The 14,300-nt window shown below is 60.1% G+C and carries 14 protein-coding genes; 8 read left to right on the top strand and 6 right to left on the bottom strand.

The genetic code is table 11. The features are described from left to right. Positions 1–15 precede the first annotated feature (15 nt). The 6 genes from GKKCFE_RS22515 (at position 16) to GKKCFE_RS22490 (ending at position 5,143) form a co-directional block, all read left to right on the top strand. On the top strand, positions 16–714 hold the full coding sequence (locus GKKCFE_RS22515; RefSeq protein ID WP_047229446.1) for a PspA/IM30 family protein: 699 nt from the start codon (positions 16–18) through the stop codon (positions 712–714). A 378-nt stretch (positions 715–1,092) separates the two neighbouring features. Next, on the top strand, positions 1,093–2,130 hold the full coding sequence (locus GKKCFE_RS22510; protein WP_047229447.1) for an ion channel: 1,038 nt from the start codon (positions 1,093–1,095) through the stop codon (positions 2,128–2,130). Next, complete coding sequence (locus tag GKKCFE_RS22505) at positions 2,117–2,791, top strand: DUF2491 family protein (RefSeq protein WP_047229448.1); 675 nt, start codon at positions 2,117–2,119, stop codon at positions 2,789–2,791. The genes GKKCFE_RS22510 and GKKCFE_RS22505 overlap by 14 nt, the downstream gene beginning before the upstream one ends. Before the next feature lie 15 nt (positions 2,792–2,806). Continuing rightward, positions 2,807–3,235, top strand: a complete 429-nt coding sequence (locus GKKCFE_RS22500; protein WP_047229449.1) for a DUF350 domain-containing protein — start codon at positions 2,807–2,809, stop codon at positions 3,233–3,235. 18 nt (positions 3,236–3,253) lie between these two features. Next, the gene (locus tag GKKCFE_RS22495) at positions 3,254–3,973 is read left to right on the top strand and encodes a DUF1190 domain-containing protein (RefSeq protein ID WP_076383471.1); all 720 of its coding nucleotides are present in this window, start codon (positions 3,254–3,256) and stop codon (positions 3,971–3,973) included. Between the two features lie 12 nt (positions 3,974–3,985). After that, positions 3,986–5,143 carry a glutathionylspermidine synthase family protein gene (locus tag GKKCFE_RS22490; protein WP_047229451.1) on the top strand — a complete coding sequence of 386 codons (1,158 nt, stop codon included), beginning with the start codon at positions 3,986–3,988 and terminating at the stop codon, positions 5,141–5,143. 155 nt (positions 5,144–5,298) lie between these two features. Here the strand turns inward: GKKCFE_RS22490 and GKKCFE_RS22485 are convergent, their stop codons facing one another. The 6 genes from GKKCFE_RS22485 to GKKCFE_RS22460 form a co-directional block, all read right to left on the bottom strand. After that, positions 5,299–6,231 carry a phosphatidate cytidylyltransferase gene (locus tag GKKCFE_RS22485; RefSeq protein WP_047229452.1) on the bottom strand — a complete coding sequence of 311 codons (933 nt, stop codon included), beginning with the start codon at positions 6,229–6,231 and terminating at the stop codon, positions 5,299–5,301. Position 6,232: 1 nt separating this feature from the next. Beyond that, positions 6,233–6,853 carry a lysophospholipid acyltransferase family protein gene (locus GKKCFE_RS22480; protein ID WP_281459797.1) on the bottom strand — a complete coding sequence of 207 codons (621 nt, stop codon included), beginning with the start codon at positions 6,851–6,853 and terminating at the stop codon, positions 6,233–6,235. Between the two features lie 175 nt (positions 6,854–7,028). Continuing rightward, the gene (locus GKKCFE_RS22475) at positions 7,029–7,484 is read right to left on the bottom strand and encodes a hypothetical protein (RefSeq protein WP_274090073.1); all 456 of its coding nucleotides are present in this window, start codon (positions 7,482–7,484) and stop codon (positions 7,029–7,031) included. Beyond that, complete coding sequence (locus GKKCFE_RS22470) at positions 7,474–8,817, bottom strand: phosphatase PAP2/dual specificity phosphatase family protein (RefSeq protein ID WP_445577110.1); 1,344 nt, start codon at positions 8,815–8,817, stop codon at positions 7,474–7,476. The genes GKKCFE_RS22475 and GKKCFE_RS22470 overlap by 11 nt, the downstream gene beginning before the upstream one ends. Then, complete coding sequence (locus GKKCFE_RS22465; RefSeq protein WP_445577109.1) at positions 8,817–10,574, bottom strand: bifunctional alpha/beta hydrolase/class I SAM-dependent methyltransferase; 1,758 nt, start codon at positions 10,572–10,574, stop codon at positions 8,817–8,819. Before GKKCFE_RS22465 ends, GKKCFE_RS22470 begins: the two co-directional genes overlap by 1 nt. Before the next feature lie 10 nt (positions 10,575–10,584). Then, positions 10,585–11,208: a CDP-alcohol phosphatidyltransferase family protein gene (locus GKKCFE_RS22460; RefSeq protein ID WP_274090070.1), complete on the bottom strand. Its 624-nt coding sequence runs from the start codon at positions 11,206–11,208 to the stop codon at positions 10,585–10,587. A gap of 255 nt (positions 11,209–11,463) precedes the next feature. Between GKKCFE_RS22460 and GKKCFE_RS22455 the strand changes: the two genes are divergently transcribed. Together GKKCFE_RS22455 and GKKCFE_RS22450 are read left to right on the top strand one after the other, a co-directional pair. Continuing rightward, complete coding sequence (locus GKKCFE_RS22455) at positions 11,464–11,922, top strand: GNAT family N-acetyltransferase (protein ID WP_445577108.1); 459 nt, start codon at positions 11,464–11,466, stop codon at positions 11,920–11,922. 510 nt (positions 11,923–12,432) lie between these two features. Continuing rightward, positions 12,433–13,707 carry a glycoside hydrolase family 68 protein gene (locus GKKCFE_RS22450; protein ID WP_445577107.1) on the top strand — a complete coding sequence of 425 codons (1,275 nt, stop codon included), beginning with the start codon at positions 12,433–12,435 and terminating at the stop codon, positions 13,705–13,707. Positions 13,708–14,300: the final 593 nt, after the last annotated feature.

Genomic DNA, 14,300 nt, shown 5'->3' with positions numbered 1-14,300 from the left:
AACAGGAAATATCCAATGACTCAGTCCATCTGGAGCAAATTGTTCACCGCGCTGCGTGGTGGTGCCAACGAAGTCGGCGAGTCGATCGTCGATCAACAGGCCCTGCGCATCCTCGACCAGGAAATTCGCGATGCCGACAGCGCGCTGGCCAACGCCAAGCGTGAGCTGGTCACCATCATGGCCAAACACAAACTGTCGACTGACCGCGTCAGCGAGTACAACGCCAAGATCCAGGACCTGGAGTCCAAGGCGCTGGCGGCCATCCAGGCCAACCGTGAAGACCTGGCACTGGAAGTGGCCGAAGCCATTTCGACCCTTACCTCTGAGTTGGACGCCGAGCAAAAGCACGCGACCGAGTTCGGTGGTTACGCTGAAAACATGCGCAAGGACATCGTCAAGGCCGAGAACCGCATCAAAAGCCTGCGTCAGCAAGTGGACATGGCCAAGGCCCGTGAGAGCGTGCAGAAAGCCCAGGTCAGTGCTTCGATTGCCAGCGGCGGCGCCAATGGCAAGCTGGAAACCGCCGTCGGTACGCTCAACCGCCTGCAGGCCAAGCAACAGCAACGTGCCGCTGAACTGCAAGCCCAGGACGAACTGGCCGAGGCTTCGACCGGCAACGACCTGGAGCGCAAACTGCGCGATGCCGGCATCACGCCGAACGAAGGCAGCGCCAATGCGATTCTGGAACGCCTGAAGAAAAAATCGGCGGAGTAATCGGCTGGGCTTTGCCTTGGTCAGGACCGGCCAAGGCAAGCCAGGCAAAGACCTTGTGGCGAGGGGATTTATCCCCCGTTGGGCTGCGAAGCAGCCCTGAAACCTGACACCCTCGGTGTGTCAGTTGGGTCGAGTTCGCTGTTATTGGGGCTGCTCCGCAGCCCAGCGGGGATAAATCCCCTCGCCACAGGGTTTTGTGTTCAGCTTCAGGTTTTGTGTCTTAGTCCTGTTTTCCTGAAAATTCCCGGATTTATTGTCACCAAAGCTCTTCTATCCAATCCCCGCAGCAGGTTTAATGCTGCCCCGTGACCGCACTTGAGCACTCCGCTGCCCGTGCGATGACGTCGCCAGGAATGAACCCACGGAGTCAGGGACGAAATGTCGATTTTCCTTTTGCTGCGAACCTACGCCTCGTCCTTCTTCCATCGGTTCGGCTGGGCGGGCCTGGCCATTGCGTTGGGCATACACCTGTCCATCGCCTGGATCGGCCTGGTGCTTCTGGGCGAACAGCACCTCATCGCTGCCGCCACGTTTATCTACTTCTATCTCACCACCACGCTCACCGTCGGCTATGGCGATCTGTTGCCACAGACATCCGCCGGGCGAATTTTCGTGGCCACTTGGATCATGCTCGGGGGCATTGCCCTGTTGACGACGGTCATCGGCAAAACCACCAGCAGCGTCATTGATGTATGGAGAAAAGGCATGAAGGGCAAAGGCGATTTCACCGGCAAGACCGGCCACACCGTTCTCATCGGCTGGGAGGGCGCCTCCAGCGAACGGGTCATCGAGTTGCTCCTGCAGGACGAGACGTCCAATGACAACCTGATTGTCATCTGCGATTGCGTGCTTGAAGAAAACCCCATGCCCGGCAAGACGACTTTTATCAAAGGTGAAAGCCTGTCCTCTGTCGCACTTTTGCAGCGTGCCGGTGTGCCGGGTGCCGAACGCGTCCTGGTGCGCACCCACTCAGACGACCTGACCCTGTCCACCGTGCTGGCGGTCAATCAACTGAACCCGGTCGGGCATGTGGTCGCCCATTTCAATGACAGTGAAGTGGCCGCCCTCGCCAGCGCCTACGCGCCCAGCCTGGAATGCACCTCCAGCATGGCCATCGAGATGTTGGTGCGTGCTTCACAGGATCCGGGTTCGTCAGTGGTCATCAATGAATTGCTTTGCGTGGGCGAGGGCGCCACTCAGTACCTGATGAAACTGCCCGAAGCGTTTGATGCCGCGTTCGGCGATCTGTATGTGCAGATGAAAGAACACCACAACGCCATTCTCATCGGCTACCGCGCCAAAGGCGCCCGGCACCCGTCGATCAACCCGCCCTGCGACACGCGGGTCGGGGGCGGCGGCGACCTCTTCTATATCGCCTCCGCGCGTCTCAAGGAAATCTCCAATGGGCTGGTTTAAACGGTTGATGGGCATGGAGGCGCCGAACTCGGGCAAGGACTCCAAATGGGTCGCCAACCCAATCCCGGCCTCCGTCGGGCCGCTGGGCCTGGCATCTGGCAAAGAACTCAGGTTCGATAGCACGCTGAAGTTGTTGCTCGACGGCAACACCGGCGTGGTCATCCCGGATGCCCAGCAGATCTGGAGCACCGGCATCGTCGACCTCGGGCAATCGAACTGGCTGACGCGCTGTTACATGAACGACGAGGACTACTGGCTGCAAGTGCACACCAGCGGCGATGTCGCCGGGCAGGTCGAATCGGTGATCCTGTTCAATTACCTCAGTTACGTCACCCTCAACAGCGAAGCGGAGTTGCGACGCCTGGCCGGGCCCGAAAGCCTGATCGGCCTGCCGACCTACAACCACGACGGTGTCGAGTACAGCCGCGAATGGGGCACCGAGGAAGGCCAGACTGAACTGGTGGCGTTGAGCGAGCGCGTGAGCAATCCGGATGAGTCCTACAGCGTCGAGCACCGCTCAATGCTGTATGCCCGCGAAACCGGCCTGACCGATCGCCGGGAATTCCTGCTGTTTTCCGTCGAAGAAGATGCCGAAGGCACCATCAGCTTGAGCACGTCGCTGGGCATTTCGCTGTACACCACTGACCTGAACACTTTTTAAAAAAGGAAGAAGTCCATGCTTGAAGCGCTCTCGATTTCCCTGAACAAAGCCGCCGTGCTCGGGTTTGTGTTGTACATCCTCGGTGCGGCCGTGCTGTTCGCGCTGTACCAGTTCATCTACACCCGGATCACGCCGCACAAGGAATTCGAACTGATCCGTTCGGGCAACGTGGCCGCCGCCATCGCGCTGGGCGGCGCCATCATCGGTTTCGCCATCCCGGCCAGCAATGTGATTGCCTATTCCGTCAGCATTCTGGACTTCGTCGTCTGGGCCGTGATCGCAGCGTTCGTGCAACTGCTGGCGTTCCTGGTGACCAGCCTGGTGCTCAAAGGCGCCTCTGAACGCATTAAAAAGGGTGAGCTCGCCGCGGGTATTTATATCGCGGCAGTGGCCATCAGCGTCGGCATGTTGAACGCCGCGTGCATGACGCCTTCCCAGAACTGATTGCGCCACGGAGATCCCATGAAACGAAGCAAGTACGTTCAGCTCTCGCTGGCCGCGTCGGTCGCCATGGCGATATCAGGCTGCGGCCCGACGGAAAAAACCTACCCGGTACAAAAGAAGTACAACTTCCAGTCCGTGCAGCAATGTGCCGATGAAAAACTCCCGGTAGACGTGTGCTCCGACGCCTATATGACCGCCATGGCCGAGCATCGCCGCATCGCACCGACGTACAGCAACCAGGCCGATTGCGATGCCGACTTTGTTGCCGATTGGTGCCAACAGGATTCCACCGGCCAGTTCATCCCCAGGCTGGGTGGTTTCGAACTGACCGCCGATGGCCAGGTTACCCAAGCCCAGGTGGACGCGGCCAAGGCACAACTGCCGGCCTCCGAAGCCAATGCGCAAGGCTCAGGGTTCTCCGGCACCAGCCTGCTGACCGGGTTGCTGATCGGCAACATGCTGAGCAGCAACCGCAACAGCTATTACTCCCAACCGGTCTACCGCTATCGCGATGATCGCGGCAACTACGCGTCCTCAACGCTTGCCCAGCGGATTTCCAAAGGTTCGACCTTTACCAAGTCCAATCAGGCGAGGTATGGCAACTACACCGACACGGTCCGGTCCGCCAGCAAGCCGATCTCTGTTGCTTCCTCCACCTCCCGTGGTGGTTTCGGCAGCAAAGCCAGCGCCCGTAGCGGTTGGGGCGGATCGAGCAGCTCCGGGCGATCGAGCAGTTAAGGAACGCGCGTCATGAAGAAAGTCCATTGCGCCGAACGTCATGACTGGAAACAGACCGCCGAGAGTCTCGGCTTTCTGTTCCACACCATCGACGACGAACCCTATTGGGACGAGAGCGCGTACTACCAGTTCACGCTCAAGCAGATCGAAGACGATCTGGAGGACCCGACCACCGAGATCCATGAGATGTGCATGGACCTGGTGGCCCGAGTGGTTCAGAGCGAGGAGCTGCTGGAGCGCCTGAGCATTCCCGCGCCGTTCTTCGACATGGTTCGCACCTCATGGCTTGAAGGGCATCCGCACCTGTATGGGCGCATGGACTTCTCCTACAACGGTAGCGGCCCCGCCAAGCTGCTGGAACTGAACTACGACACGCCGACCAGCCTGTACGAGGCGTCGGCGTTTCAGTGGGGCTGGCTGGAGCAATGCATCGAGCGCGGACTGTTGCCCGGGCATGCCGACCAGTTCAACAGCATCGACACCAAGCTGCATCAGGTCTTTGCCCAACTGCAACTCAAGCAGCCTTTTTACTTTGCGTCGATGAAAGACTCGATCGAAGACAAGGGCACCACCGACTACTTGCGCCTGATCGCGGAAAAAGTCGGCATCGAATCGCGGCACATCGATATCGAGGACATCGGCCTTACAGGCGAAGGCCGTTTCGTCGATCTGGAAGATCGCTGGATCCCTCACCTGTTCAAGCTGCATGCCTGGGAGTTCATCTTCCACGAGCCTTTTGGTGCGGCGATTGCCCAGAGCGACACGCAGTTTTTCGAGCCGGCCTGGAAATCGATCATCTCCAACAAAGGCATCCTGCCGTTGCTGTGGGAATTCAACAAAGGTCACCCGAACCTGCTCGCAGCCCATCTCGACACTGACTCGAGCAAAGCCGTACCCAAGGGCTGGGTACGCAAACCGTTCTTTTCCCGGGAAGGCGCCAACATCGAGCTGCAAACCGCTGATGGCCTGATCGTCAAAGAAGACGGCCCCTACACCGACGCCCCCTTCATCCTCCAGGAATTCGCCCCGTTGCCGAAGTTTGGCGACAGCTACACATTGATCGGCTCCTGGGTCATCGGCGACCAGGCCGCCGGCATCGGCGTGCGGGAAGACAACAGCTTGATCACCAAGGATTCGAGCCGGTTCCTGCCGCATTTGATCCTCGACTGATTGCCGATCGTCCATCGAGGATCAAGGGACGAGAATCCCATGTGGGAGCGAGCTTGCTCGCGATGGCGGTGGATTAGCCAACATCAATGTCGACTGACTTTCCGCTATCGCGAGCAGGCTCGCTCCCACAGGTCAGGTGTTCACCACAGATTTTTTCAGGTCCACCAGTACCGCACCAAATGAAAGAAGATCGGTGCGGCGAAGCACACCGAATCCAGCCGATCCAGCATGCCGCCGTGGCCTTCGATCATGTGCCCCCAATCCTTGACGCCACGGTCGCGCTTGATGGCCGACATGACAATCCCACCGGCAAACCCCAGCAAGTTGATCAGCAAGGCGATGAGGAACGACTGCCACGGATTGAACGGCGTGATCCACCACAACGCGCCACCGATCAGCGAAGCCAGCAGAATGCCGCCGACAAAGCCCTCGACGGTTTTCGACGGTGACAGGTTCGGGGCGATCTTGTGTTTGCCGAACAACTTGCCGCACACGTATTGCAGCACATCCGACAGCTGCACCACGATCACCAGGTAAGCGATCAGCAACAGGTTGCGCCCTTCGAAACCGGCGATGTCCAATGTCAGCAGCGCCGGCACAAACGAGATGCAGAACACCGCGATCATCAGCCCCCACTGGACCTTGGAAGCGCGCTCCAGAAAGTGCGTGCTGTCGCCGCCCAGGGACGCCAGGATCGGCAGCAGCAGGAACACGTACACCGGGATAAAGATCGAAAACAGCCCGTACCAATCAAAATAAATCAGCAGGTATTGCAGCGGCAGCGCCAGGTAAAACGCCGCCACCAAGGCCGGGTAGTCGCTGCGTCGGGTCGGTGTCAGGGTCAGGAATTCCCGCAGGGCGTAAAACGACACGGCGTAGAACAACAGGATGACCGCCGCGTTGCCCAGCCAGAACGCGGTGCCGATCACCAGCACCATCACCCACCAGGCGTTGATCCGCGCGTTGAGGTTATCGATGACCGAATTCGGCGCGCCTTTTGTCCGCAGTTTGAGAATGAAACCAATCACAGAGGCCAGCAGCAGAATCGCGCCGATCCCGCTAAACAGCATCAGGGTATGTCTATCCATGTCAGACGTGCTCCGGGGCCAGTGCCAGCAGCGCGGCCCGGCTGCGTTCAAGAAATTGCTCTTTGCCTTCATCTTCTTCGATGCACAGCGGCGCGCCGAAACTGGTGGTGCACAACAGCGGCAACGGCAGTACCCGACCTTTGGGCATGACGCGGTTGAGGTTGGCGATCCACACTGGAATCACCTCGACCTCGGGATGGCTTTTCATCAAGTGATAGATCCCGCTCTTGAACGGCAGCAGGCCGTCCTCCGGGTTGCGCGTGCCCTCGGGGAAGATGATCAGCGAGTCGCCGTTTTCCAGGGCGTCGAGCATCGGCTGCAAAGGGTTGTACGAAGGGTCCTTGCGCTCGCGGTCCACCAGCACGCCGTTGAACACCCGGTTGATGATGTAGCGCCGCAGCGGGCTGGTCTGCCAGTAATCGGCGCCCGCCACCGGCCGGGTAAGCTTGCGCAGCGCCGGCGGCAACGAGGCCCACAGCAGCACGAAGTCGCCGTGGCTGCTGTGATTGGCGAAGTAGATCCGCTGCACCGGTTGCGGCGCGCAACCGAGCCACAGGCTGCGAGCCCCCGTGACCATGCGGGCGGCGGAGGTGATGAGGCTGGCGACCACGGGTTCGAACATGAGGATTCCTTGTCCTGAGAAACATAAGCGTAACTGTGGCGAGGGAGCTTGCTCCCGCTGGGCTGCGCAGCAGCCCCCAAGAGGCTGAGCACAATCAATCTGATACACCGCAGTGCTTGGTTTTGGGGCTGCTTCGCAGCCCAGCGGGAGCAAGCTCCCTCGCCACAAAAGCTATCTAGATACCTGAAGTTAGCCAGGGACTTGCGAGGATCACGCCCAGCGTCAAGACAACTTGCGTGGCCAGCAACAACGACTGGCGGCGCAGCAGCAACAACGCGCCGTGCCGGCGCTCGGTCCAGAGCCGACCGCTGCGTTCGACCGGTTGCAGGCCGAGGGCGGTGAGGGCTTGATCCAATGTATAGGTTCGTTCGGCCAGCGATTGGGTGCTGTCCGCCATGCGCTGGAACAGGTCGGCATCAAACGCCACGCGCTGCGCCCAGTACTTTTGCAGCACGCCAAGCAGGAATATCACGACGCTAAAGCACAGCAGCCACGGATTGACGCTACCGACCAAAAGTTGAGCCAGCCCCAGCAGCGCCGCCAACAGGGTCAGCCCCGTGGAAAGCTGATCCAGCGAGTGACCTCGGCGCAACAGGCTCGCCACCGTGTGGAGTTCCATATCACTGATCATGGTCATTCCTCGTGCTTGTGGATAACCGTTCCAACGCTCGACGGTGCGCCGGATGCAAAACAACCTGCGGGCGGGCCCGCTGGATTTGGACGATGGCCGCATCGACGCTGGCGGCCCGGCCAGTGTGCAACAACCACGCGGCCACAGCGCTGGCGCTGCGTGAATAACCCAAGGCGCAGCAAACCAGTAGCGGCCCATGCTGACGCAGGTTCTCGATCATCCGCGCAGCCTCCAGGCACTGCTCGGCACTGGGCGCGGTCAGGTCAAGCACCGGCAATGCGCGATAGGCGATGCCGGTGCTGTCCATGGACATTTCGGCGCAAAGGTCGAGCACGCCGGTAAACGCACTGTCCTTCAATTCCATCGGCGTGGGAATGCGCCCCAGCCAGACGTTATCGGCCACCTGATCGGCCTGCGGATGCTTGCGCGTCCACCATCGGGAATTGATCCACGCCGCCGCCAGGTAAGGCGCCAACAGCCAGCGCACCGCCGGGCTCAATCGGCCATCCGCGCGCTTCTGAAAGCCATCGGCACCGAACACCAGGTAATTCAGCGCCACCCCCAGCACCGCCACCGCCGGCCAGATCAACCAGAGCCACGCGCCACCCAAGGCAAACGCCGGAACAAAAAACGCCGCAGCCCCTAAACCATAGCGCAAAGCCAATCGCAGACGAGCCGGGTCCGCGGTCACACGCGCATTTTTCAGCGGGCTGGGCCGATCCAGCGGCCACAACCAGACACACAACCACCCGGCCAACGCACCTGTGGGCAGGTCAATAAAGTGATGTTGATACGTGGTCAGCACCGACACGCCAATCAGCGCGAACCAACCGTGCATCAGCCAACGCCAGAGCCCTTGCAGGTGCCGCTGATAACACACCCACAGCACCACCAACAACGCGATGTGCAGCGACGGCGCCTGATTGAACGGCTTGTCGAACCCGGCCAGCACGTCGAACAGCCAACCGAACACCCCATCCATTTCCGGCCGGGCGAAGGTGAAACGCAACGGCCAGATCAGAAAACAACTGACCGCAATCGCCTGGGCCGTGAGCAGACGCAAGGCGTGGCGTTTGAGTTCTTCGCGGCTGTTGGGCAACAGCAACGACAGGCCGTACAGCAGATCAATCGACCAATAGGGCACGATGGTCCAGGCCATAAACGGCATGTAGCTTTCCCAACCAAACACCAAACTGCCCACGTTGTCCCGCTGAGACGTCACCCAAGTGGCGAAGCCATAGGTGCTGAAAAACAACGGCGCCAACAACAGCAACCACAGCACCGCCGGTTTCAACAGGCCGGGCTCGCGGGCCGGGGCGATGACGGCGCTCATCACTGCACTCGCTGAGCCAGCGAAACGCTGAAGATGCCCCACTCATCGACCCGCAAAGTGATCTTGCGGAAACCCGCCGCCTCCACCAGTTGATCCATCTCCGCCTGCGTGCGCCGGCGCATCACCCAGGCCTGCCCGGCGCGGTGGCTGGTGAGGGCGCGGGCGATCAGTTCCAGTTGCGGGTGCCACGGCTGCCCGGTGTAGACCAGGAACCCGCCAGGCTCCACCGCTTCGGCCAGGCCGGCGAGGGAGTCGCCGACCATCTGATTATCGGCAAACAACTCATACAAACCGGACACCACCGCGAGCGTCGGTTTGGGCTCCAGCGCCGCCAGATCCGAGCGATCAAAGGCATCACCTTTGACGAACCGAGCGATATCGCCCAAGCCCTTCTCAAGAATCAGCGCACTGCCGTCCCGCACGTTGATGTCGCTGTAGTCGCGCAGCAGGATCGACTCCGGCAACGGACTGACGCCTTGCAGCGCTTCGAGAATGTAACGGCCATGACCCGCGGCGATGTCGACAATGCGCACCTCGCGGTCCTGCTCGCGCAACCTGCCCATGGCCAAACGCAGCAGTTCCTCGACGTGCAACTTGCGCTGACGAATCCCGCGCCAGCCGATGGAGTTCAGGTAATTCTGGTCAATCATCCGCCCCACGGCCGAGGTGCCGGTGGGGCGATTGCGGTAGACGTAATCCAGCGTGCTGCCGGAATCGAAGCCGGTGTCGAAACCCAACTTCACCCCAGCCGACAACTTGCTGCCAAAGCGCATGCTGGCGCGGGTCATGCGCCAGTACAGGTCGCGCAACGAATTGTGCGGCAGCGGCGTCGCCAAGGCTTCGGACTCGGCGCAGGTCGCACCCAGACGATCGGCGTCCAGCAGGGAAGGGCGGTCCAGCGGGCGGGCAAAGTTTTGCAGAATGAACCGACGGGCACTGGCGATGGCCGGTGCACGGTTCTTCTCGCCGAGGGTGTCGTGGAAGAACCCCGGCAGAATGTGTTTCTCCTTGTGCACACTGCCCAACCGCTCGAAGAACTGCTCCTGGGGTTTGCGCTGCACCACAAAGTCGGAACCTGAGATCAACAACTGCGTCGGCACCTGAATCGCCTGGGCATCGGCCACCACGCGGTCGGCGGCTTCGTAGAGACCCAGCAGCACGTTCACCGAAATCGCCTTGGTGATCAGCGGATCGCTGTCGTAGGACGCCACCCGCTCCGGGTCATGGCTGAGGAATTTCGCCTTGACGTAACTGTTGACGAAAAAGTTGCCGCGAAACCGACGCATCAGCGCCAGGCCCGGACGAGCGAAAGGCACGTAAAGCTTGACCTTGAACGCCGGCGACGCCAGCACCAGCGAGCGAATTCGCGGCGCGTAATCGTGAACCCAGGTCGACGCAATCACCGCCCCGACACTCTGCGCCACCACGGCGATGTTCTGCTCGTCGATCTGATGCGTTGCGCCGATGTGATCGCAAAACGTCTGCACATCCCGCGCACTGGTGGCAAAACTCGGACTGTCGCCGCGCGCGCCCGGCGACTGGCCATGGCCGCGTGCATCCCAGGCAAAGAAGTCGAACCCGGGCAAATCCAGCTCATCCACCAGATGCGCAATGCGCCCGGAGTGTTCATGACCCCGATGAAACAACAACACCGCCTGACGAGGCTCACCCTGCGGCGCATCGACGGCCGGCCAATGCCGGTAAAACAAATCCACGCCGTCAAAGGTGGTAAACGTCAGTTCCTGGGCTTCGCGCATTGCAACTTCCTTATGCTGAGGGAGCGTTTTCCGTCACTTGATTCAGGCCATGACGCACCCGATTGACCAAGGTATAAACCAGCAGGGCGGCTACCACCGCCATCACACCATCAACCCACCCGGCCCCGAGCCAGCCCAGGGCAATCCCGGTCGCCAACACGCCCAACACAAAGGCGCGATCACTCTTGCCCATCGGCCCGTCATAGCGCCGCGAAGCCCCGACCATCGCCCCCAAGACGCCTGCGTATTCGCTGAACAACGCCAACAGCGTGACCAACAACACCAGCAACAGACTGGCATCGGCAAACAGGGCAAAAGGCAGGATCAAGGCAGCGTCGGCGATGATATCGCATAGCTCATTGAGGTAGGCGCCCAGATGCGATTGCTGCCCGAACTCCCGCGCCAACATGCCATCCACCGCGTTCAACGCCATGCGCAGAAGCATCCAGATCGGCACCAGGATAAACACCCCCGGATGATTGGCGAACCACGCCACCACGGCCCCCACCAGCACAGAGACAACGCCGGCGAGCAGGGTGACCTGATTGGCGGTGATGCCCTTGTCGTAAAGGCGCTGGACCATGGGGCGCAGCAGGTTCTGGAAGGCGGGTTTGAGCTGGTAGATGGAGGGCATGGGAATGAAATCTCGGCCGGTTACGGGGCTGGGCTTGTTCAGCTGCGAGATTACGATAGTTGGGGTTTGGCTGGAGGGGTAATTCTCGAGAATGCGCGCGGGTAGGCATCTGGCAACGAATTCACCGGTGAATAAAGAACCCCTGTAGGAGCGGGCTTGCCACAAGCCTCTGTGGGAGCATAGCTTGCTCGCGATAGCGGTTCATCAGCCAAACAGGTCAACACCCTGTTGTCCCAAACATAAGGAACGCTCCAAATGCCGCAAATGGATTGGCTCGAAAACCACATGGACAAATGCGACCAGATGGCCGAGTGGCTTCACCAGGAATTCAGCTATGAATTCGCCCAGCAATCCCTCGCCAGTTGGCAGCAAGAGTTCGCTGCGGGCCAACGTGATGGACACTGGAAATGCCTGATCGCCACGGAGCAAGACCAGTTGCTAGGCGGCGTCTCACTGGCCAGCGACGACCTGCCCGACCGACCAGAACTCGGCCCATGGCTGGCATGCGTCTTCATCACCCCAATCGCCCGCCGCAGAGGCCTTGCCGCGCAACTGATCGAAGGCATCTGCAACCATGCCAGAGAAGCGGGATTCACCACCTTGTACTTGCACACCCACAACCAGCGCGACTACTACACCGGGCTTGGCTGGGAAGTGCTGGAGCGCTTTGAGGCATGGGGGAAAGAGCAATGGCTGATGTCGCGGCAGCTGTAACCACCGCCGGGACCGCACACCGGCGAGTCGATTGTTCCTACGCGGATCCCGGGCATCGGCAACCCCCCGACACAACCCCAACACCCATCAAGCATCTGACCCACCGCCATAGCAGTCCTTTCGCCCACCCCCTGTGGGAGCGAGCCTGCTCGCGATAGCGATACACCAGTCAACCTCCGCGCCACTGATTCACCACCTCGCGAGCAGATCCCGGCAATCCGCTTCCCTCTATGCATTGCCTCCCATTGCGCAGTTACGCGCGCCTTCCACCAATCAGCGATTCAAAGCACCGAGCGTGCAGACAACGTCGCCGATCTCCCCTGGAACTAATTTCTGCAAACGTTCATGGCTGAAACGTATCAGCTCGAACAAAAAACCAAAATATGCACAAATGCATTTTTTCGCTTGACCCACATGGGTGAGCCTCTATAAGGTGGTTTAACTGTATGCGCATACAGTATTTCTAAAGCGTTATTTATTTGAATCCATTCATGGACGAGGCACTACCTTATGAAAACCAACCCTGAAAAATTCGGTGTAACACCCCATCAACCCAGCCTTTGGACCCGCGCTGATGCGTTGAAAGTCCGGGCGGACGATCCCACCACCACTCAGCCGCTGGTCAGCGCGGATTTCCCGGTACTGAACAACGACGTGTTTATCTGGGACACCATGCCCCTGCGCGACTTGGACGGTAACGTGACGTCCGTCGATGGCTGGTCGGTGATCTTCACCCTGACGGCCGATCGTCATCCAAACGACCCGCAGTACCTCGACGAGGACGGTAACTACGACATCCTCCGCGATTGGAACGATCGTCACGGTCGGGCAAAGATGTACTACTGGTTTTCGCGTACCGGCAAGAACTGGGAATTCGGTGGCCGTGTGATGGCCGAAGGCGTTTCGCCGACCGCTCGCGAATGGGCCGGTACGCCGATCCTGTTGAACGACCGCGGTGAAGTGGACCTGTATTACACCGCCGTCACTCCGGGCGCGACCATCGTCAAGGTGCGCGGTCGGGTGGTGACCACTGAACACGGTGTCAGCATGGTCGGCTTCGAGAAGGTCAAGCCGCTGTTCGAGGCCGACGGCAATATGTACCAGACCGAAGCACAAAACGCGTTCTGGGGTTTCCGCGATCCATGGCCTTTCCGCGACCCGAAAGATGGCAAGCTGTACATGCTGTTCGAGGGCAACGTGGCCGGTGAGCGCGGCTCGCACAAAGTGGGAGAGGCAGAAATCGGCAATGTGCCACCGGGTTATGAAGATGTCGGCAACTCGCGCTTCCAGACCGCCTGTGTCGGCATCGCCGTAGCCCGCGACGCGGACGGTGACGACTGGGAAATGTTGCCGCCATTGCTGACCGCCGTGGGCGTAAACGACCAGACCGAGCGCCCGCACTTCGTGTTCCAGGATGGCAAGTACTACCTGTTCACGATCAGCCATACCTTCACCTACGCCGACGGCGTGACCGGGCCGGACGGCGTGTACGGTTTCGTCGCGGACTCGCTCTTCGGCCCTTACGTGCCGCTGAACGGATCCGGCCTGGTGCTGGGCAACCCGTCCTCCCAGCCATTCCAGACCTACTCGCACTATGTAATGCCAAACGGCCTGGTGACCTCCTTCATCGACAGCGTACCGACCGACGAAACCGGCACGCAGATTCGTGTGGGTGGCACCGAGGCACCCACGGTGGGCATGAAAATAAAAGGGCAGCAGACCTTCGTGGTGGCCGAGTACGACTACGGTTACATCCCGCCGATGCTCGACGTCACACTCAAGTAATAGCGACGCAGGGGTTTCAGGCAGCGGGTTTGCGGTCGATGTCAAAACCGTGGTGGATATGATCGAGATATCCCGCCTGATTCATTGCGATGTTGCTCGCAAGCTCCATTGAATAACGAGTCGTAACCTTCTTCGCGACTGGCTGCAAGGATGCAGCCGGTCGTGAATGCATTCCTCTGCAACGTATGTAGACAAGCTCCTCTGTGGGAGCGAGCTTGCTCGCGATAGCGGTGCATCAGCAACATTCCAGCCAGCTGTTTATCGTGACTGCACGAGACTAGCCACGACCGACATCGCCTTGCGCCATTGCCTACAACTACGCCAGAATCCGCCGGCTTGTGCGTCTTCGAGGGCGTCGGTAGTTTGAATCCTGTCACTGAGCATCAGTGATCGGGTTTAGTCGCCCGTCTCAACCTAAGGCGTACCAGGTCCCGTCGGACAGGCTGTGCTGTTCCTGTATTGATGGTGGCTGTGCGCAGGGCGCCCCCGGGCGCGCCGGGATTCTTAGGTTCACCGGTCGACTAACCTGCGCACAGCTGCCGCCCTCTCGTTTAGTCGCGAGGTGGTTGCAGCATTACTTAAGGAACCTAAGT

Source organism: Pseudomonas sp. E141, from assembly GCF_052659885.1.
Note: the sequence above shows the minus strand (reverse complement) of the source record. Positions and strands in the feature narration are given on the sequence as shown.

What these genes read in the sequence shown, in the direction of transcription:
- GKKCFE_RS22515 (WP_047229446.1), top strand. Translation starts at nt 16, where the DNA reads ATGACTCAGTCCATCTGGAGCAAATTGTTCACCGCGCTGCGTGGTGGT.
- GKKCFE_RS22510 (WP_047229447.1), top strand. Translation starts at nt 1,093, where the DNA reads ATGTCGATTTTCCTTTTGCTGCGAACCTACGCCTCGTCCTTCTTCCAT.
- GKKCFE_RS22505 (WP_047229448.1), top strand. Translation starts at nt 2,117, where the DNA reads ATGGGCTGGTTTAAACGGTTGATGGGCATGGAGGCGCCGAACTCGGGC.
- GKKCFE_RS22500 (WP_047229449.1), top strand. Translation starts at nt 2,807, where the DNA reads ATGCTTGAAGCGCTCTCGATTTCCCTGAACAAAGCCGCCGTGCTCGGG.
- GKKCFE_RS22495 (WP_076383471.1), top strand. Translation starts at nt 3,254, where the DNA reads ATGAAACGAAGCAAGTACGTTCAGCTCTCGCTGGCCGCGTCGGTCGCC.
- GKKCFE_RS22490 (WP_047229451.1), top strand. Translation starts at nt 3,986, where the DNA reads ATGAAGAAAGTCCATTGCGCCGAACGTCATGACTGGAAACAGACCGCC.
- GKKCFE_RS22485 (WP_047229452.1), bottom strand. Translation starts at nt 6,231, where the DNA reads ATGGATAGACATACCCTGATGCTGTTTAGCGGGATCGGCGCGATTCTG.
- GKKCFE_RS22480 (WP_281459797.1), bottom strand. Translation starts at nt 6,853, where the DNA reads ATGTTCGAACCCGTGGTCGCCAGCCTCATCACCTCCGCCGCCCGCATG.
- GKKCFE_RS22475 (WP_274090073.1), bottom strand. Translation starts at nt 7,484, where the DNA reads ATGATCAGTGATATGGAACTCCACACGGTGGCGAGCCTGTTGCGCCGA.
- GKKCFE_RS22470 (WP_445577110.1), bottom strand. Translation starts at nt 8,817, where the DNA reads ATGAGCGCCGTCATCGCCCCGGCCCGCGAGCCCGGCCTGTTGAAACCG.
- GKKCFE_RS22465 (WP_445577109.1), bottom strand. Translation starts at nt 10,574, where the DNA reads ATGCGCGAAGCCCAGGAACTGACGTTTACCACCTTTGACGGCGTGGAT.
- GKKCFE_RS22460 (WP_274090070.1), bottom strand. Translation starts at nt 11,208, where the DNA reads ATGCCCTCCATCTACCAGCTCAAACCCGCCTTCCAGAACCTGCTGCGC.
- GKKCFE_RS22455 (WP_445577108.1), top strand. Translation starts at nt 11,464, where the DNA reads ATGCCGCAAATGGATTGGCTCGAAAACCACATGGACAAATGCGACCAG.
- GKKCFE_RS22450 (WP_445577107.1), top strand. Translation starts at nt 12,433, where the DNA reads ATGAAAACCAACCCTGAAAAATTCGGTGTAACACCCCATCAACCCAGC.